General features: G+C 71.0%; 16 protein-coding genes and 1 pseudogene. 12 read left to right on the top strand and 5 right to left on the bottom strand.

The window, feature by feature from the left end:
• The first annotated feature begins 20 nt into the window (after positions 1–20).
• A complete protein-coding gene (locus ACZ562_RS15005; RefSeq protein WP_471178198.1) occupies positions 21–1,406 on the top strand; it encodes a pyridoxal phosphate-dependent decarboxylase family protein in 1,386 nt (461 codons plus the stop codon).
• Between the two features lie 47 nt (positions 1,407–1,453).
• Here ACZ562_RS15005 and ACZ562_RS15000 read toward each other — a convergent pair whose 3' ends face one another.
• Positions 1,454–2,263, bottom strand: a complete 810-nt coding sequence (locus ACZ562_RS15000; RefSeq protein ID WP_471178195.1) for an SDR family NAD(P)-dependent oxidoreductase — start codon at positions 2,261–2,263, stop codon at positions 1,454–1,456.
• Between the two features lie 144 nt (positions 2,264–2,407).
• Here ACZ562_RS15000 and ACZ562_RS14995 point away from each other — a divergent pair, with 144 nt between their 5' ends.
• The 4 genes from ACZ562_RS14995 to ACZ562_RS14980 are packed head-to-tail and all read left to right on the top strand — an operon-like array spanning position 2,408 to position 5,127.
• Positions 2,408–3,514 carry a glycosyltransferase family 2 protein gene (locus ACZ562_RS14995; protein WP_471178820.1) on the top strand — a complete coding sequence of 369 codons (1,107 nt, stop codon included), beginning with the start codon at positions 2,408–2,410 and terminating at the stop codon, positions 3,512–3,514.
• 45 nt (positions 3,515–3,559) lie between these two features.
• Positions 3,560–3,733 (top strand): hypothetical protein, encoded by a 174-nt coding sequence (locus ACZ562_RS14990; protein ID WP_471178192.1) that lies wholly within the window; start codon positions 3,560–3,562, stop codon positions 3,731–3,733.
• 22 nt (positions 3,734–3,755) lie between these two features.
• The gene (locus ACZ562_RS14985; protein ID WP_471178189.1) at positions 3,756–4,325 is read left to right on the top strand and encodes a class E sortase; all 570 of its coding nucleotides are present in this window, start codon (positions 3,756–3,758) and stop codon (positions 4,323–4,325) included.
• A gap of 55 nt (positions 4,326–4,380) precedes the next feature.
• Positions 4,381–5,127 carry a TetR/AcrR family transcriptional regulator gene (locus tag ACZ562_RS14980; RefSeq protein WP_471178186.1) on the top strand — a complete coding sequence of 249 codons (747 nt, stop codon included), beginning with the start codon at positions 4,381–4,383 and terminating at the stop codon, positions 5,125–5,127.
• Positions 5,128–5,207: 80 nt separating this feature from the next.
• Here ACZ562_RS14980 and ACZ562_RS14975 read toward each other — a convergent pair whose 3' ends face one another.
• From ACZ562_RS14975 to ACZ562_RS14965, 3 genes and pseudogenes are all read right to left on the bottom strand, one after another.
• Positions 5,208–6,122: an SDR family oxidoreductase gene (locus ACZ562_RS14975; protein ID WP_471178818.1), complete on the bottom strand. Its 915-nt coding sequence runs from the start codon at positions 6,120–6,122 to the stop codon at positions 5,208–5,210.
• A gap of 246 nt (positions 6,123–6,368) precedes the next feature.
• Positions 6,369–6,595, bottom strand: a pseudogene (locus ACZ562_RS14970) (MBL fold metallo-hydrolase); the annotation flags it as partial.
• Entirely contained in the window at positions 6,592–7,680 is a 1,089-nt protein-coding gene (locus ACZ562_RS14965) for an S-(hydroxymethyl)mycothiol dehydrogenase (protein ID WP_471178183.1), read from the bottom strand. The pseudogene ACZ562_RS14970 and the gene ACZ562_RS14965, both read right to left, overlap by 4 nt.
• Before the next feature lie 154 nt (positions 7,681–7,834).
• On the opposite strand from ACZ562_RS14965, the gene ACZ562_RS14960 reads away from it, so the two are divergent.
• Positions 7,835–9,589, top strand: coding sequence for an ABC transporter ATP-binding protein (locus ACZ562_RS14960; protein ID WP_471178180.1), 1,755 nt, complete (start codon positions 7,835–7,837; stop codon positions 9,587–9,589).
• 19 nt (positions 9,590–9,608) lie between these two features.
• Here the strand turns inward: ACZ562_RS14960 and ACZ562_RS14955 are convergent, their stop codons facing one another.
• Entirely contained in the window at positions 9,609–10,454 is an 846-nt protein-coding gene (locus ACZ562_RS14955) for a (2Fe-2S)-binding protein (RefSeq protein WP_471178177.1), read from the bottom strand.
• A 229-nt stretch (positions 10,455–10,683) separates the two neighbouring features.
• Here ACZ562_RS14955 and ACZ562_RS14950 point away from each other — a divergent pair, with 229 nt between their 5' ends.
• From ACZ562_RS14950 to ACZ562_RS14925, 6 genes are all read left to right on the top strand, one after another.
• Entirely contained in the window at positions 10,684–11,856 is a 1,173-nt protein-coding gene (locus tag ACZ562_RS14950; RefSeq protein ID WP_471178174.1) for an ATP-grasp domain-containing protein, read from the top strand.
• Positions 11,853–13,580: an IucA/IucC family protein gene (locus tag ACZ562_RS14945; protein ID WP_471178171.1), complete on the top strand. Its 1,728-nt coding sequence runs from the start codon at positions 11,853–11,855 to the stop codon at positions 13,578–13,580. The genes ACZ562_RS14950 and ACZ562_RS14945 overlap by 4 nt, the downstream gene beginning before the upstream one ends.
• A 140-nt stretch (positions 13,581–13,720) precedes the next feature.
• Complete coding sequence (locus ACZ562_RS14940; RefSeq protein WP_471178815.1) at positions 13,721–15,487, top strand: IucA/IucC family protein; 1,767 nt, start codon at positions 13,721–13,723, stop codon at positions 15,485–15,487.
• Complete coding sequence (locus ACZ562_RS14935) at positions 15,484–16,677, top strand: type III PLP-dependent enzyme (RefSeq protein WP_471178168.1); 1,194 nt, start codon at positions 15,484–15,486, stop codon at positions 16,675–16,677. Before ACZ562_RS14940 ends, ACZ562_RS14935 begins: the two co-directional genes overlap by 4 nt.
• A gap of 48 nt (positions 16,678–16,725) precedes the next feature.
• A complete protein-coding gene (locus tag ACZ562_RS14930) occupies positions 16,726–16,947 on the top strand; it encodes a hypothetical protein (protein ID WP_471178166.1) in 222 nt (73 codons plus the stop codon).
• A 177-nt stretch (positions 16,948–17,124) separates the two neighbouring features.
• Positions 17,125–17,493 carry a nuclear transport factor 2 family protein gene (locus tag ACZ562_RS14925; RefSeq protein WP_471178163.1) on the top strand — a complete coding sequence of 123 codons (369 nt, stop codon included), beginning with the start codon at positions 17,125–17,127 and terminating at the stop codon, positions 17,491–17,493.
• The last annotated feature ends 640 nt before the right edge of the window (positions 17,494–18,133 follow it).

Genomic DNA, 18,133 nt, shown 5'->3' with positions numbered 1-18,133 from the left:
GCCCGTCTACGCTGCCGACCATGCACCGCTCACTCGCCGACGACCTCTCCCGGCTTCCCGAACTCCTGCAGTCCGCCCGCGACTTCGCCGCCGCGGAGCTGACCGGCCTGGCGGACCGTCCGGTCGCCCGGCTCGACCGGGCGTCCGGCCCGGCGGCGCTCCCGGCGGAGGGTGCCGGCGCCGCGGGGGCCCTCGCCCGGTTCGCCGAGCGCTGGGCACCGGGCTTCTCCGGCTCGGCGGGCCCGCGCTACCTCGGCTTCGTCACCGGTGGTGCGACACCCGCCTCGGTGACGGGCGACTGGCTGACCGGCGCGTACGACCAGAACGTGTCCGGGGCGGCCGGTTCCTGGGCGGCGGCTCTGGAGCGGGAGACGGTGGGCTGGCTGCGGGAGCTGTTCGGACTGGGCGAGGCGCACAGCGGTGCCTTCGTGACCGGGGCGACCGTGTCCAACACCGTCGGTCTGGCCGTCGCCCGCGAGTGGCTCGGCGAGCGGCTGGGGGTGTCCGTGTCGCGGGACGGCGCGGCCGCGCTCGGCCCCGTCGACGTGCTCTCCGGCAGCCCCCACTCCAGCATCACCAAGGCGCTGTCCGTCCTCGGCATCGGCCGCGCGCGACTGCGGCACGTGCCCGTGCTCCCCGGCGGCCGCGAGGCCGTCGACGTCGCCGCGCTCGACGCCGCCCTGACGGATCTCGGCGACCGGCCCGCGATCGTGGTGGCCAACGCCGGCACGGTGAACACCGTCGACTTCGACGACCTGCGGGCGATCGCGGCCCTCAAGGAGCGGCACGACTTCTGGCTCCACGTGGACGCCGCGTTCGGCGGCTTCGCCGCCCTCTCCCCCGCGTACGCGCGTCTCGTCGACGGGCTCGACGCGGCCGACTCGGTCTGCGTCGACCTGCACAAGTGGCTCAACGTGCCCTATGACGCGGCCGTCCAGTTCACGCGTCGCCGGGACCTGCAGGTCAGGGTCTTCCACAACGCGTCGCCGTATCTCGGTCTGCCCGCCGGGGACCCCGACTTCCTCCATCTCACACCGGAGAACTCCCGGCGGCTGCGGGCCCTGCCGGCGTGGTTCTCCCTCGTGGCGTACGGGCATGGGGGGCACCGCGAGATCGTGGAGCGCAACGTGGAGCTGGCGCGGCGGCTCGGAGCCGGCGTCGAAGAGCTGCCGGGGCTCCGGCTGCTCGCGCCCGTCCGGCTCAACGTCGTCTGCTTCACGCTCGCGAAGGAGCCCACGCAGGAGCGGGTCGACGCGCTGGCCGGGGCCGTGGCCGCGTCCGGGGAGGCGTTCCTGACGCCGACGGTGTTCGGCGGGGTGCCGGCGCTGCGGGCGGCGTTCAGCAACTGGCGGACCACCGGGGCCGACGCGGATCGCGTGCTCACCGCCCTTGCCGCGGCCGTATGAGGACCGTCGGCACCCGTCACACGCACGGGACTTGACGCCCGCCAGGGTCAAGGGTCTTGACGGGCGTCCGCGGTCCCTTCGACCGCCGCGCGGAACCCTGTGTTGACTGCGGTCAGGCCGCCGTCGACGCAGAGCGTGGTGCCGGTGATCCAGGACGCGTCACGGGAGGCGAGGAAGGCCACGGCCGCGGCGATGTCGTCCGCCTCGCCCACCCGGCCGAGCGGATACAGCTCGCGCAGCGCGTCGAGGTCGGCGTCCCGCCCCTCCCAGGCCGACGTGCGCACCGTGCCCGGCACCACCAGGTTCACGCGCACACCGCGGGCGGCGGCGTGTCCGGCGAGGGTGCGCGTCAGCGAGCCGAGGCCCGCCTTGGCCGCGCTGTAGGCGTGGATTCCGAAGTCCTGCAGGCCGTCGACCGAGCCGATGCCGACTATCGCGCCCCGGCCGGACGCCGCCAGGTGCGGCAAGGCCGCGCGGCAGCAGCGGTAGGCACCGGTCAGCGTGATGTCCAGGTCGGGGGCCCACACCTCGTCCGGCCCGTCCTCGAAGAGCGGGGTGTCGGGTGTGCAGCGGGCGGCGCTGTTGACCAGGACATCGAGCGTGCCGAAGACGCGGGCGGCGTGCGCGACGGCCGCCTCCACGGACATCCGGTCCGCCACGTCGCAGGCGTACGCCTGCGCCGCGAGCCCTCGGCTTCGCAACGCCGCTGCCGTCTCCTCCGCGTCGGGCAGGTCCACGTCGGTCACCAGGACCCGCGCCCCCTCCTCGGCGAGCCGCCGGGCGACGGCCGCACCGATGCCGCGCGCCGCCCCCGTGATGAGAACTCCGTGTCCGTCGAAGCGCCTCATGTCCGTCATGGACCGAACCTACCGCCACCTCCCGCTCACCAGCACAGCCTCCTGACCAGCAGAAACCCCGCCACCTCTTGAACTTACGCCCGAAGTGTCGTATGTATGTATACATCGTAAATTTCGGTCGTAAGGAGCCACCTGGTGATCGACATGAGCCTGCCGAGCGACGAGCGGTGCACGCCGGTTCCGCCGGAGGAAGCGTCAACGGTGACCGTGCTCATACCGGCCTACAAGGAGGTGGACTCCCTCCACCGCGTCCTAGACGCGCTCCAGCGACAGACACGTCCCGCGGATCGCATCATCGTGACACTGGATCCGCACAAAGACGGAGAGCGGACCCGGGAACTCGAGCGGATCGCCGGCGCAGCGGGTGCTGAAGTCTGGCGTTCGGTCGGCAACCGGCACAAGAAGGCCGGCAACCTCAACGGGGCGCTGGAGAGATTGCTGCCGGACATCCCGGACAACGATGCAATCCTCATCCAGGACGCCGACACCTATCTCGACCCCCACTTCATCGAGTTGACTCACAAGAGGATGGGACAGGGGTACGGCGCCGTGGGCGGGAACTTCCGCGGGCGCTCGGGCGGGAGGCTGTGCGGCACTTTCCAGCGCAACGAGTTCGCTCGGTACGCTCGGGACACAGCACGAAAGAACGGCAAGGTCCTGTGCCTTACCGGCACCGCCTGCCTTTTCAAGGCCGCAGCCCTGAAAAGTGTTCTTGCCGGTAGGAAGACAGGACGGCTTCCCGCGGCTGATGGGGTCTACGACACGAAGGCGCTGACCGAGGACAACGAACTCACGCTCGCTCTGAAGCACCTCGGATGGAATATCGTCGCTCCGCCTCGTGCGACCATGACCACTGAGGTCATGGAAACCTGGGGGGACCTCGCCAAGCAGCGGCTTCGCTGGAAGCGTGGAGCACTGGAGAATCTGATCGACTACGGACTGACTCGCTACACCGCAGAAGGTTGGGTCAGGCAGGTCATAGCATTCCTTGGAGCATCCGTATCGACCCTGTACATAGGTTCGGTCATATGGTTCCTCGTTGCCGGGTCGGGCCTTGAGATCGCCCCCTTCTGGATGGCCTTCACAGCGTTCTACGCGATTGAGCGCGCGATCACCGTGAAATCCAGGGGCTGGCGTGCGGCCATTTCATCGATGCTCGTCGTACCGGAATGGCTGTATGACCTCTTTCTCCAGGGAGTACACATCCGTGCACTCGCGGATGCGGCCCTTCAACGGGAGCGCAGTTGGTAAATCGCAAGCCGTGACGAGAAAAGCGGACAGACAAAGGAGAGGACCATGGCAAACTACGCAGGCGCAGGGACCACGGCCAGCAGCGCTGGTGCGGCAGGAATGCTTCCCCTGACCGGGGGGCCGGACAGCATCTGGTTCTGGATGGTGGTATTCGTTCTCATCTCAGCGGGATTCGCAGTCCTGCGACTGGTTCCAAGAAAGATCAAGGACGACTCCTGACATGAGAAGGGCCATACGTCTCATGAGTATTGGCTTCATACTCGCCGGTGTCGGCCTGGGCGGACTCAAGTTCTTTCAGAACTGGCAGTTGGACAACGAATACAGAATTACCCAGCAAGCTCTTCAGGAAGAACTCCAGAAGAATCCTGTTCCTCATGAAGGACACCCGCTTGCGGTGCTGAGGATTCCGCGATTCGGTTCCGGATATGACCATGTGGTTCTCGAGGGCGTCTCCCAAGAAACCCTCCAGAAAGGTCCTGGACACTTCCCGGGAACAGCAATGCCGGGCGGCATCGGAAACTTTGCGGTTGCCGGTCACCGGACAGGCTGGGGGCAGCCGTTCCATCGGCTCGCAGAGTTGAAAGAAGGCGATGCGATCAACGTCGAGTGGCACGGCGCAGAATACACCTACCGTGTCACTCGGACCAAGGTCGTCAGCCCTTCGGACACCGGTGTTGTTCTTCCCGTTCCCGGTAAACCGGACGGAAAAGCCGACAAGGCGCGGATCACTCTCACCACATGTACGGACCGAGGGTGGAACGGCACTTACATCCACCGCTTCGTGGCATGGGGCGAGCTTGACGAACGGTGATTCCACAGGGGCCGGTCCGGAGGCCCGAAGGACCGAGCGTCGAGGAGGCACGCACATGGTGAAGGATTCGGAAGCGACCGGGGACCGGCGCGTCGCCGACCGCGGACGCCACGTACGACTCAGCCGGGAGCGTGTGCTGGCCGCCGCCTTGGAACTGGTTGACCGCGAAGGCCTCTCCGCTTTGAGCATGCGTCGGCTGGGAGCCGAACTCGGCGTTGAGGCGATGAGCCTGTATCGCTACGCGCCGGGCAAGGAGGCCCTTCTGGACGGGCTGGTCGAGGCCTTCTATCTGCGGTTGGAGGACCGTCTGGCCGAGGCACCCGTTCAGCGGGCGCCACCGGCCGCGGGTTCCTCCACGGAGAGTCCCGACTGGCGGGACGGACTGAGGCATATCGCCCTGACCATCTACGGGGTCTGCCTCGACCACCCCCATGTGGTACCGCTGCTCTGCACTCGCATGATGGCGGTCCCGCTGGCGCGGCGGTCTCCGGTGGTCCTGAGGGATCACGAACGAGTGCTCGCCCTGCTCCGGGCTGCCGGATTCGACGAGGCCGGTTCCGCCGCCGTCTTCCGCGCCTTCACCGCCTGGGTCCTCGGGTACGTGTGGGTGGAACTGGGAGCAGTCGTGGACAACCCTGAGGAATCCGATCCGGCGTTGCGCCTCGGACTGCACCAGATGCCGCCTCGGGCGTTGCCGACGCTCCGCGAGACCGCCCCCGCCCTCGCCGAGCGGGGCGGGCCGGAGTGTCTGGTCGCCGGGCTGGACGGGCTGCTCGGCCGTTCCCCAGGAGTGGGCGAGTAGCACGTGCCGGCGTGTGAGCAGCGGGTCGAGAGGCGGCCGCGCACGCGCCGCGCGTCCATCCTTGGCGCCGCAGATCCAGGTCACCGGTAGCCGGTCGGGTCCGCCGGTCTGCCCGCGTCCTGGACCTCGACGATGTACCGCCAGGCGTCCGGGCGGCTGCCGTCGAGGTCGGTGAAGCCGTACACCTGGGCGAGCGCGCCGCTGGAGAGGGACCCCCCGTTCCAGCGGGCCACGTCGGGGTCGGCGGCGAGTGCCGCGACGGCCCGGCCGACGTAGCGGGGTGTCTCCGAGATGGCGAAGTGGGGGACGCGGTCGAGGGCGTCGCGCCAGTTGTCCTCGCGCACCCCGAAGTTGTCGAGCATCATCTCCGAGCGCAGCCAGCCCGGGGTCAGCGCGACGGCCGTCGCGCCGCGCGGTCCGAGTTCGTGGCCGAGGGCGAACGCCATACGCAGCACCGAGGCCTTGGCGATGTCGTAGAAGAACGAGTTGCGGTAGGTGCCGCGGTTGTACTCGGCGGTTCCGTCGGTCATCTCGACCACCAGCCCGCCCGGGCGGCGCAGGAGCAGGGGCAGGGCGTGGTGGCTGGTGATCGCGTGCGTCTCGACGGCGAGGCGCAGAAGCCTCAGCCCGTTGTCGAGGTCGTGCTCCCACACCGGGCTGTCCCATTCGAACAGGCTCTCGCCGCCCCAGATGTCGTTGACGAGGACGTCCAGGCGGCCCTGTTCACCGGCGATGCGGTCCACGAGCCCGCGGACCTGCGCCGGGACGAGGTGGTCGGTGGGTACGGCGATGCCGTGGCCGCCGGCTTCGGTGACCAGATCGGCGGTGTCCTCGATGGTCTCGGGGCGGTCGTACTCCGAGCGGCGGGTGCGGGTGCTGCGGCCGGTGACGTAGACGGTGGCACCGGCCGCCCCCAGTTCCACGGCGATGCCCCGGCCTGCTCCGCGGGTGGCCCCGGCGACCAGTGCGATCCTGCCTTCCAGCGGGTGTGACATGTCCGGCCTCCCTGGACCTCGACTGCGGCGTCTCTTCGAGGGTGACGGGTAAGCCGGACATCTTCTGTCGCCTTTTCTGCCGCCTCTGCGGAAGGCCACCCGGTCGGGCGCGGCTCCCGCGAAGGCACAGTGCTCAGTGGCCGCGGGCGATGCACTCCTCCAGGTGCGGGGCCTCGGCTCAAACGGTGGTCGAGTCGCCGTGGCCGGTGAGGACCTTCGTCTCCGGAAGGAGGGTGAGCAGGCGGTCGCGGTGGGCTGGGCGGCGTCGACGTGGTCGTTGCGGGCGTGGGTGCACACGATGCCCGTCAGCCGGCGCTCCCCGACGGCCTCGGCGATGGCGTCGGCGTCGTGGGCGGCGTCGATGACGATCACCTCGTGGTCGTCGCCGACGATCCACACGTTGTTGTCGACGTCCCAGCTGCGAGCGTGAACTGCCCGGAGGTGACCAGGCCTTCGATGCGTGCGGCCGTCACAGCACCACCACCGAGCGCAGCACGTCGCCGTGGTGCATCCGCTCGAACGCCTTCTCCACCTCGTCCAGCGCGATGGTCCCGGTCACGAAAGCCGCCAGATCCAGGCGGCCCTGCAGATGCAGATCGACCAGCATCGGGAAGTCCCGGGAGGGAAGGCAGTCGCCGTACCAGGACGACTTCAGCGTCCCGCCCCGGCCGAAAACGTCCAGCAGCGGCAGCTCCAGCTTCATCTCCGGGGTCGGCACCCCGACCAGCACCACCGTGCCGGCCAGATCGCGGGCGTAGAAGGCCTGCCGGTACGTCTCCGGGCGGCCCACCGCCTCGATGACGACGTCCGCGCCGAACCCGCCGGTCAGTTCCCGCACCGCTTCCACCGGGTCCGTCTCCTTGGAGTTGACCGTGTGGGTGGCACCCATCGCCCGGGCTGTCCGCAGTTTACGGTCGTCGATGTCCACCGCGATGATCTTCGCTGCGCCGGCCAGCCGCGACCCGGCGATCGCCGCATCCCCGACCCCGCCGCAGCCGATGACCGCGACCGAGTCACCCCGGCCGACCTGGCCCGTGTTGATCGCGGCGCCGATGCCCGCCATCACCCCGCACCCCAGCAGGCCGGCGACCTGTGGGGCGACCGCTGGGTCGACCTTCGTGCACTGCCCGGCCGCCACCAGCGTCTTGTCCGCGAACGCACCGATGCCCAGCGCCGGGGACAGCTCCCGGCCGGTCGAGGCGAGGGTCATCTTCTGCCGGGCGTTGTGCGTGTTGAAGCAGTACCAGGGCCGTCCGCGCAGACAGGCCCGGCAGTTGCCGCACACCGCCCGCCAGTTCAGGATCACGAAGTCGCCGGGGGCGACATCGGTGACTCCCTCGCCGACCGACTCCACCACACCGGCCGCCTCGTGCCCGAGCAGGAAGGGGAAGTCGTCGTTGATGCCGCCCTGCTTGTAGTGCAGGTCGGTGTGACAGACCCCGCAGGCCTGCACCTGGACCACGGCTTCCCCGGGCCCCGGATCGGGCACGACGATCGTCTCGACCCGCACCGGCTCGTTCCTGCCCGGAGCGATCACACCGCGAACTTCCTGCGCCATGGTGGTGAACCCTTCTGTCGGCCGAGGTCCGTCGCTCCGACCCTACGTGTGACTGATCGGTAGACGCCGACGGCTCGAGCACCGGCCCCAAGGCCCGTCGGGCGCCCACGTAGCCTTAAGGCTCAGCCCGACCCCGACGGTCCGAAGGAGCGCCTTGAGCATCGCAGAGACGGAGACCGGCCCGCCCGCTTGGCAGCTGCTCCTCGGCTACGTACGACCGCACCGGTGGGCGCTGCTGGCGGGCGCCGTGCTCTCGCTCGTCACGGGGGCCACCGGACTGCTGCTGCCCCTGGTGGCGCGGGGGCTGATCGACGATCTGTCGCACGACCGCGCCATCACCCGGGCGTTGCTCGCCATGTCGGGGCTGGTCGTCGCCAACGCGGCGCTGGGCGCGTTCGGTTCGTACGTGTTGCGTCGTACCGCCGAGTCGGTGGTGCTCGGCGCCCGGCGCGCCCTGTCGTCGTATCTGCTGCGGCTGCGCATCACGGCTGTGGACCGCAGTGAGCCGGGCGATCTGATGGCCCGTGTCACGTCGGACACCACCCTGCTGCGCGAGGTCACCACAGACTCGCTCGTCGGCCTCGGCACCGGCGGCCTCACCCTCGTCGCGACCGTGGTCATGATGGGGCTGGTGGATCCGGTGCTGCTCGGGGTCACGCTGGCGGTGGTCCTGGGCGCGGGGACGGTTCTCGGTGTGATCGTGCCGCGCATCAACCGGGCGAGCCGGCAGGCGCAGGACGCGGTCGGGGCGATGGGCGCCTCGCTGGAGCGCATACTCGGCGCGCTGCGCACGGTGAAGGCGTCCGGTGCCGAGCACCGGGAGGAACATACGCTGCACGCGGCCGCCGAGGAGTCGTGGCGGCAGAGCGTGCGCGCCGCCAAGTGGTCCGCGGCGGCGGGCAACACGGCGGGGCTGGCGATGCAGATCGCGTTCATCACGGTGCTCGCGGTGGGCGGGGCGCGGGTCGCGACCGGCTCCATAGACGTGGGCACCCTGGTCGCGTTCCTGCTCTACGTCTTCTACCTCATGTCACCGGTCCAGCAGGTCGTCGGCGCGATCACGCAGTACCAGACGGGTGCCGCGGCGCTTTCGCGCATCCAGGAGGCGCTGCGTCTGCCCGCCGAACCGGCGGCCCTGCCCGCCCCGTTGCCGGCCGCCGGGGCGGAGCCCGCGTCCGTCGCCTTCACCGGCGTCCGTTTCCGGTACGCCCACGATCTGCCGTACGTCCACCACGGTGTGACGTTCGACGTGCCCGCCAGGGGCATGACGGCCTTCGTCGGGCCGTCCGGGGCGGGCAAGACGACCGTCTTCTCACTGATCGAGCGGTTCTACGACCCGGAGTCCGGTGTCATCACGCTCGACGGGCGGGATGTCGCGGAGTGGGACCTGTCCGGGCTGCGTTCCGCGATCGGATATGTGGAGCAGGATGCTCCGGTCCTGTCGGGCTCGCTGCGGGACAACCTGCTGCTGGGCAATCCGGAGGCGGACGACGACGCCGTCGCACGGGTGGTCAAGACGACCCGTCTGGACGGGCTGGTGGCCCGGCTGCCCGGCGGTCTGGACACCTTGGTCGGGCACCGTGGCACCAAGCTGTCCGGCGGTGAGCGGCAGCGCGTCGCCATCGCCCGTGCCCTGCTGCGCCGGCCCCGGCTCCTGCTTCTGGACGAGGCGACCTCTCAGCTGGACGCGGTGAACGAGGCGGCGCTGAGGGACACGGTCGCCGACGTCGCCCGGACGACCACGGTGCTCGTCGTCGCCCACCGGTTGTCCACGGTGACCATGGCCGACCGGATCGTCGTGATGGACGCGGGCACGGTGCGTGCGGTGGGCACCCATCGGGAACTGGTGGCCGGCGATCCGCTCTACGCGGAGCTGGCGGCCACGCAGTTCCTGGCGACGGCCGGCTGAGCGGCCCTGTGGTGGCCGGTCAGTCCTGGAGCCGGCGCAGGCGCTCGGTGTCGCAGGTGCGGGGGCAGGTGAGGCACGCCTCGGCCGGCCTGATCGTGTAGTAGAGGCAGCAGCCGGTCCGGGTGCGCGTGGTGTGACGCATGCCGTGGCGGTCCGTCAGGTACCGGAAGCCGGCGCCGCCGGGGTAGGGGGGCACCGCGACCGGCAGCACTTCGGTGGCGGCGCGAACGGCGTCACCCTCCTGGCCGAGCGTCCGGCCGAGGTACCAGATCCCGGAGACGAGGTCGTCGGCGACCATCCCCCACAGGGCTCGCCCGCGGCGTCGTACGAGAGGGCTCATGGCGGTCAGCAGCGGACCCATGTGGTCGGCGACGGCCGCGCGCAACTCGCCCGGCAGATCTGATTCATGAGGGGCGGTCAGCACTCCCGGAAGGGAGCCCAGGGGGTCACCGGCCAGGCAGGTGAGTTCCGTGCCGGGCGTGATCACGTACGTGGCCGAGGCGAGGTCGAGCCGGACGTCCTCGGGACGGATCCGCGGCACCCTGCGTTCGAGATACCAGGTTCCCGCCATCAGGAGCCCGAGGGACCAGGCGTAGTCGTGCAGGGCACGGGAGGCGGCGACGTCACGGCGTGCAACGGTCCCGTAGCGGTCGTGGATGCGGGCGGCCTCGGCGTCCACGAAGGCGTCGAGCACCCGCTGATCCGAGGTCAACTCGGCGGCTGTGGCTCCTTGTCCGGTGCGGTCGTCGCCCGGTTCCGCGACCCGTACGGTCAGGGCTTCGCAGACCTCGGCCAGGCGGCGGTAGACGCCGCCGAGGGCGTGCGCGACGGTGCCGGCCGACGGAGTCTTCAGAGCCATGGACATAGGTGCTCCAGCACGGGAAGTTCCAGGGAGAAGCCAGAAGGTGAGGCTTACCTTACTTCACACCAAGTGAAGCCGATCACGCGGGACGCCGAGCCGCGATCACGGAAGCCCCACGTCAGTGCGGCGACACGGCCGGTTTGAGAACTAAACCAAGGCTACCCTAAGCTCACGGCTTGTGACCGCGAACCGCCGGGACTCTCCACCCGCTAGCGGAAGTTGTTCCTCAGCCATGCGTCTGTACCTGCTCGCCCTGAACCCGACGGACTCCGTCACCGAGGGCTTCCTGCCCGCCGCCGCCCGACTCGGCCTGGACGTCACCGTCCTCACCGACCAGCCCGACACCCACCGCCGCACGTACCCGGACGTCGAGATCCTGGAGTGCGACGTCCGTGACTTCCGGACCGTGATCACCCGGATCTCCACGCATCACCGGCCCGACGCCGTCTTCACCAACAGCGACCACCTCCAGACCCAAGCCGCCCTGGCCGCCGCCTACTTCGGGCTCCCCGGCAAGGACTGGCAGGCCGCGCTACGCACCAAGGACAAGGCCGAGATGCGGCGCCGGCTCGCGGCTGTCGGCCTGGACACCGTGTGGTCGGCCGAGCTCGCCGAGCCCGTCGCGCTCGAAGCGCCCTACCCCTGCGTGGTCAAGCCGCGCGAGGGCGTGGCCAGCGAGGACGTCGTCCTCGTCGACGGCCCGGAAGAACTCGTGACGCGTTCCAAGGAGATCCTGGACCGGCGCCCGGGCACCGTACTGGTCGCCGAGGAGTACCTTCCCGGCGAGCTGTACACCCTGGAGACACTCGGTGACGGGACCGTCCGCCACGTCCTGGGCGGCTTCCACACCGAGCTCTCGCCGCCGCCGTACTTCATCGAGGAACGCCTCTCCTTCGTCCCCGCGCATCCCGAGCCGGTCCTCGCCCGGATCCTCGCCCGGCTAGACGCGCTCGGCGTCGGGTTCGGCGCCTGCCACACGGAGTTCGTGGTGCACGAGGGCCAGGCGCGGATCATCGAGGTCAACTACCGTGCCATCGGTGACCAGTGCGATCTGCTGCTGGCCCGCCTGCTGGAGATCCCGCTCTTCGAACACATCCTGCGCACCCACCTGGGCGAGCCGCTCCCCGCCGATCTGGGCGCCCGCCGGGACGGTGCCGCCCTCGTGGAGTACCCGTGCGCCGACCGCGCCGGGACACTCACCGACGCCCCGGACGCCACCGAAGTCACCGTGGACGGCGTCCATCTGACGTACCGTCCGCTGCGGTCGGTGGGTGAGCGGCACGACCTGTACCGCACCAACCGCGACTACCTGGGCGTGCTGAGGGCGACCGGCACCGACCAGCGCACGGTGGACCGGGTCTCGGCCGACTTCCTGGCCGCCCGGCGCTGGGAGATCCAACCGTGACCGCGCCGACCCCTCCGGACGCATGCGAGACGGAGCTGCTCGTCCGCGTTCTGAGCGCCCTGCTGCGCGAGAACGTGGTCGGCCTGCGCACCCGCAGCACGCTCGTGCAGCGACCCGACGGCCCCTGGCTGCGGCTGGCCGCCGACGGTGACGCCGTGCTCCTGCCCGTCGTCGAGGACGGCTACCAGTGCGAGTACGCCGCCCGGCTGCCCCTTCTCCTGCGCGAGTCGGACGGTGCCGAGCTGACCTCCTCCGGGGCCGTCCTCGCCGCTCTGCGCGCGCTGTCCGAACCCGAGGACCGCGACGGCTTCGACGCCTTGGCCGAGGAGTGCCGCCAGACGCTGGCCACCATGCGCCTGCACACCGCGACCCAGGCGGAGACCGCGCTGAGACTGACCGCCCGGCACGGAGACGACCCCGCGCGCTGGGCCGGGCCCGCGGGCGGCCTGGCGTACGACACGCTGGCCGCCCGGCTCGACCATCCGGTCTATCCGACCGCACGCGGCCGGTCGGGGCTCACCGAAGACCAACTACGGGCCCATGCCCCGGAGTTCCATCCACGCTTCGCGCTGCGCTGGCTCGCCCTCCCCCGGGACGCCGTCACCCTGACAGGCGAACTTCCCGAGTCCTGGCCCACGCCCGCGACGCTCGGTCTGCCCGAGGTGCGGCGCACGCACGTGGCCCTGCCCGTCCACCCGTTGACCGTCGGCGCCCCGCTCGACGACGCCCTGCGGGCCACCGGCCTCGCTCACACCGCACGGCTCGCGGACCGCCCCTGCCTGGACGTCGTACCGACCTTGTCGATGCGCACCGTGGCGACGGTCGCCGATCCGTCCCTGCACCTCAAACTCCCCCTCGTCACAGCGACGCTGGGCCTGCGCAACAAACGCTCCATCAAGCCGGGCACACTCGTCGACGGCGCTGCCGGCCAGCGGCTGCTGGAGGCGGTGATCGCCCGCGAGCCCCGCTTCCGGGAGACGATCCTGCACGCCGACGAGACCACCCACGCCCACGCCGGGCACGAACTGCTCGCCGTCCTGTGCCGCCGCTACCCGGCCGGCCTCGACGACGCTGTGGTGGTCCCGATGGCGGCGCTGCTCGCGGAGGCTCCCGGGGGCCGGCTGCTCGTCGACCATCTCGCCGACCGCTTCTACGGCGGCGACCCGCCGGCCCTGCTGGACGCCTGTCTCACACTGCTGTTCGACTGGCAGACCACGCTGTTCGGCCACGGCATCGCGCTGGAGTCGCACCAGCAGAACATTTCGCTGGTGCTGCGGCCCGGCAGTCTGCGGCTGCTGTTCAAGGACAACGACGGGCCGCGCCTGAACACCACGCGTCTGGGCGCCGCGCTCCCCGGAGAGTGGGGGTTCGACGACGGCCGGATCTTCGCCACGGGCGACGGGCCGGTCGCCGACCTGTTCGCCACGATCACCGTCCATCTGTGCGCGGGCGCCTACGCGTTCGGGCTCGCCCGGCACGGCCGCGCCCCGCTTTCCGCGCTGCTGGAGCTCGTCCGCGAGCGGCTTGCAGAAGCGGCCGGGCGGCTCGGCGGTGACGCCGGCGCCGTACTGCGCGCCCATGTCCTGGACGCGCCACGGCTGCCGGTGAAGGCGATGGTCACGGCCGGCACGCTGCTGGCCAAGGAGCGCTCGGGCGCGGCCGACATCAACAAGCACTACACGACCGGCCCCAACTACCTGCTGCGCGGCGGGGACACGGCATGAGTGCACTCGCGTCCCGCCTCGCGGTCACCGTGCCCCATCTCGCCGTCACCGCGCCCCTCCCCGTCGTCACCGCGCCCCATCTCGCCGTCACCGCGATTCCGCTCCCCGCACCTGACCTCCGCCCCCCGCTGGAGCCGCTGATGCCTTCGCTGACCGACTCGCCCAAGAGCACCCCGGCAGGCGCCCCCGCCGGACTGCCGACCGCCGACGAAGCGGTGGCCCACACGCTGCTCAACTGTCTGCTGCGCGAGGTGTCCGGGCCCGAGCACCAGACCGTCGTCACCGACGGCCGGCTGCTTCTGCGGCTCCCCCGGCGCGGGGTCCTGCTGCGCGTGTCCCTGCGCCGCACCTCGCTCCTCGGCGCGCACCGGTTCACCGGCCCGGTGAGCGAACAGTGCGAAGGCGGCTGGTCGGTGGTGGACTGGCGCCGCCTGGCCGAGTACACGCACGACGAGCTGTCGCTGCGCACCGGCGGGCACAACGAGGAGTTTCTGGAGCAGGTCGCCTCCAGCCACGGAGCCCTGTCGGCCTCGTTGGCCTCATTGGCCTCACCGGCCGCCCGGCGAACCCCGGGGACCGCCGAGGACCCGCTCTCCCCCCTGTCGGCCTACCTCTCCTCCGAGCAGTCCCTGCTCTTCGGGCATCGCTTCCACCCCACGCCCAAGGCCCGCACGGGCGACCCGCGTGCCTGGGCGGCGTACGCCCCGGAGACCGGCGGGACCTTCCCGTTGCGGCACCTTGCCGTCCGCGCCCACCTGATCGGCGAGGAGTACACCCACCCCTCGGCCGTCGCCCCGCTGGACGGACAGCGCACGGACCTCCCCGACGGCTACCGGCTGCTGCCCGCGCACCCGTGGCAGTACGAAACGCTGCGCGCGCACCCGGTGCTGCGCGTGGCACTCGACCGCGGCGACGTACTCGACCTCGGCACCGGCGGACAGCCCTTCGCCGCCACCGCATCGGTGCGCACCCTGTACGACGGCGAGACGTTCCTGAAGTTCAGCCTGAACGTGCGGATCACCAACTGCCTGCGCAAGAACAGCTCTTACGAGCTGTCCGGCGCGGTGGCCCTGACCCGGGCCCTGGGCCCGTCACTCGCCGGCCTGGCCCGCCGTTTCCCGGGCAGCGCGGTACTGCGTGAGCCCGCCTATCGCACGCTCGCCCTGCCCGGCGCCGACGGGAGACCGGACCGCGCGCTGTTCGAGGGCTTCGGTGTCATCGTCCGCGAGGGCCTGCCGCGGCGGCTCGCGCCGGGCACCACTCCCCTGCTGGCGGCCGCCGTCGCCGACGAGTACCCGACCGGTGCCGCCCACATCTCACGCCTTCTGCGCGACGCGGACGCACCCACCGCCCTCGACTGGTGGTCGGCTTACCTCGACCTGCTCCTGCCGCCCGTCCTGGCCGCCTATTTCGACCATGGCCTGGTCCTGGAACCCCACCTCCAGAACGTGCTGATCTGCGTCGACGGCGACGGCATGCCCGCCCAGGTCCTCTTCCGCGACCTGGAGGGCACCAAGCTGGTCCCCGAGCACCACGCCGACACCCTCTCCGCTCTGCCACCCGAGGTCGCGGGCCCGATGACGTACGACGCGCAGCGCGGCTGGGACCGCGTCGTGTACTGCCTGCTGGTCAACCACGTCGCCGAACTGCTCGCCGCCCTCGCCGACCTGCACCCGCACGCCGAGGCGGCCCTGTGGGCGCGGGTACGCGGCACACTCCGGACGTACGCCGGCCGGCACGGCTGCCCGCCTCGCCTGGCCGCCCTGCTCGCCGGCGTGCCGCTGCCCGCCAAGGCCAACCTGCTCACCCGCTGGGAGCGCAGGGCCGACCGCGAGGCCGGTTACGTCCGCCTGCCGTCCCCCCTCGCCAGGGATGTCCTGCGTGACGCGGCCGGCAGTGCCCGATGACCGGACCGACCTCCGCGGTACGTGACCGCGCGCTGTCGCTGTCCGTCGCCGAACTACCGGCGTATCTCTACGACTTGGCGGCGTTGCGCACCCACGTCACCGCCGTGCGGGACGCGCTGCCCGAGCGGGTCGAGCTGTACTACGCCGCCAAGGCCAACCCGGAGCCGCGGGTCCTCGCCGCCCTCGGTCCGTACGTCGACGGTTACGAGGTCTCCTCGGGCGGCGAACTCGCCCACGTCGCCCGGGCGGTGCCGGGCCGGCCGCTCGCCTTCGGCGGTCCCGGCAAGACGCAGGACGAGATGACGGCCGCGCTGGAACAGGGAGTCGAGCGCTTTCACGTCGAGAGCGAGCACGAGCTGCGCGTCCTGGCCGAGCTGGCGCGGCGCACTGTGCCGGGGCGCCGGGTGGCGGTGCTGCCGCGCGTGAACCTCCCCGTGGCCGACGGATCGCTCGCGGGCAGCTCCCTGGCGATGGGGGGCCGTCCGACCCCGTTCGGCCTGGATCCGGTCCGCGCGGAGGCGGTGGTCCGCGCGCTCACCGACGGTACGTTCCCCCATCTCGAACTGCGCGGCGTCCACGCCCACCTGGCCAGCGGGCTGGAGGCCGACCGGCAGCTGGCGGTGGCCGAGTCCGTCGTGGCCTGGGCGGCGGGCCTCGGGGTGCCGCTCGCCGAGGTGAACGTCGGCGGCGGCATGACCGTCGACTACGCCCACCCGGAACGCCGCTTCGACTGGACCGCCTACGGCAAGGGTCTCGCCGAACTTCTCGAAGGACACCCCCGGTTGACGCTGCGCATCGAGCCGGGACGTGCTCTGACGGCGTACTGCGGCTGGTACGCGACCGAGGTGCTGGACGTGAAGCGCAGTCACGGTGAGGAGTTCGCCGTCGTCCGTGGCGGCACCCATCATCTGCGGACCCCGGCGACCAAGGGCCACGACCAGCCCTGCTCCGTGCTGGAGGTGGACGCCTGGCCGCACCCCTGGCCGCGACCGGCGGCCGAAGGCGAGCGGATCACCCTGGCCGGGCAGCTGTGCACGCCGAAGGACGTCCTCGCCCGCCATGTGCCCGCACCCGGTGTGCGGGCCGGCGACCGGGTGCTGTTCTCGCTGGCGGGTGCCTACGCGTGGAACATCTCCCACCACGACTTCCTGATGCATCCCCGGCCGGGCTTCCATTTCCTCGACGCCTGACCCCCGGCCCGTGCCCACCCTTGAAGCACGGCCGAGGTGGTGGAGCTCGTGGACTCGGTTGAGCTGGGCCAGTTGCCCGGAGGTTCGCGGGGCCTCGGCCCGGTGACCGGCCGGGATGCCGCTCGCGGTGAGCGAGTCGAGCGCGGCGACCGGGTTCGGCTTGGCGGCGGCCGGGGCCACGGCGGCGTCCTCGAGCGGCGCGGCCAGGCCGGCGACACCGGCGCCGAGACCGACGGCGAGACCGACGGCGGCGACGATACGTCGTGTTGAGATCATGCTGTGAGCAACACCCGCGGGGCAGCCCCGGACAGGGACGGCCCGCGGCCCTCACGCGTCGGGCGGAGCGCCCCGCTGCGCTTGCCGACCCCGCCGGGGCGGAGGAGTCTCGGAGAAGGGGTCCTTCGCGGCCCGCTCCTCATCGGGCCGCGGCCCTCGAAGGAGGTCACCATGGGCACCGCGGCAAGCTCCGGCTTCAGCACCGAAACTCTGCGCCGGGGCATCGAAGGAAAAACTGCGGCGACTCTTCTGTCGCTCTACGCGGACGACGCGGAACTGCGTGTCGTGGACCGCAACACCCAGCCCAGTAATCCCAGGGTCCTGCACGGCCGTGACGAGATAGGCGAACTGCTCGACGACGTCTACAGCCGCGACATCAAGGCGCACAAGCTTGAGCAGTGCATCATGCAGGGAGACCGTGCCGCCTTCACCGAGTCCTGCCAGTACTCGGACGGGGTCCGCGTCTACGCCGAGTCGATGATCTCTCTGCGCGACGGGAAGATCACGGAACAGACCATGATCCAGGCATGGGACGAGTAGGGAGACAGTGGCCGAGGGTCCAGGTCACCTCCAGGTTGACCTGGACCTTTTCGGCGCAGGCGGCGATGGGACGCTCGCGTCCGGTCCCGTCTCGGCGGCGACGACCAGTTTTCGCAGCGGGCCGGCTGGTGTCCGCCTCTCTTCTGAGGTCAGTGCTGCGACGAGCGCGACCTCGCCCGCTTCCTCCGCCACGGCGTGGTCTTCGAAGGCGGCGTGCCCTTCCTCGGTGAGCGCGACGGTCACGCGCCACCGGTCGGTGGCTTGGTGTGTACGGGCGATGAGTCCGGCCTCCTCCAGCAGCTCGGGGTGTGACAGCGGGGTGGTGAGCCCATCCGGGCGCCGTACTCCATGACATGGCCCGCCTCGACGCCGTACTCGGGCTCGTCCTTGGTGAAAGTGGTCTCCGGGCCGAGGACGGCGCCGGTGGACGGTCCGTGATCAGCATCCGTTGGATGCCCGAGGCCTCGTTCTCGTACGCCTGGCCGCTCCGGCCGAGAGGGTCCGTCACCCGCCCGGCCGGCCGCAGCCCCTCGGCGTCGGCCGGGAGCCGTCCGCGCGCGCCGCGTACTCGCGGACGCCGAGGGTCCAGTGGCCGAGCAACGTCCCGACGGCGCCCAGCAGTTCGGGAGTGGTCAGCGGT

This window comes from Streptomyces sp. NPDC040410 (genome assembly GCF_055595715.1).
The sequence above is the reverse complement of the archived record's forward strand: the minus strand, read 5'-3'. Positions and strand labels throughout refer to the sequence as shown.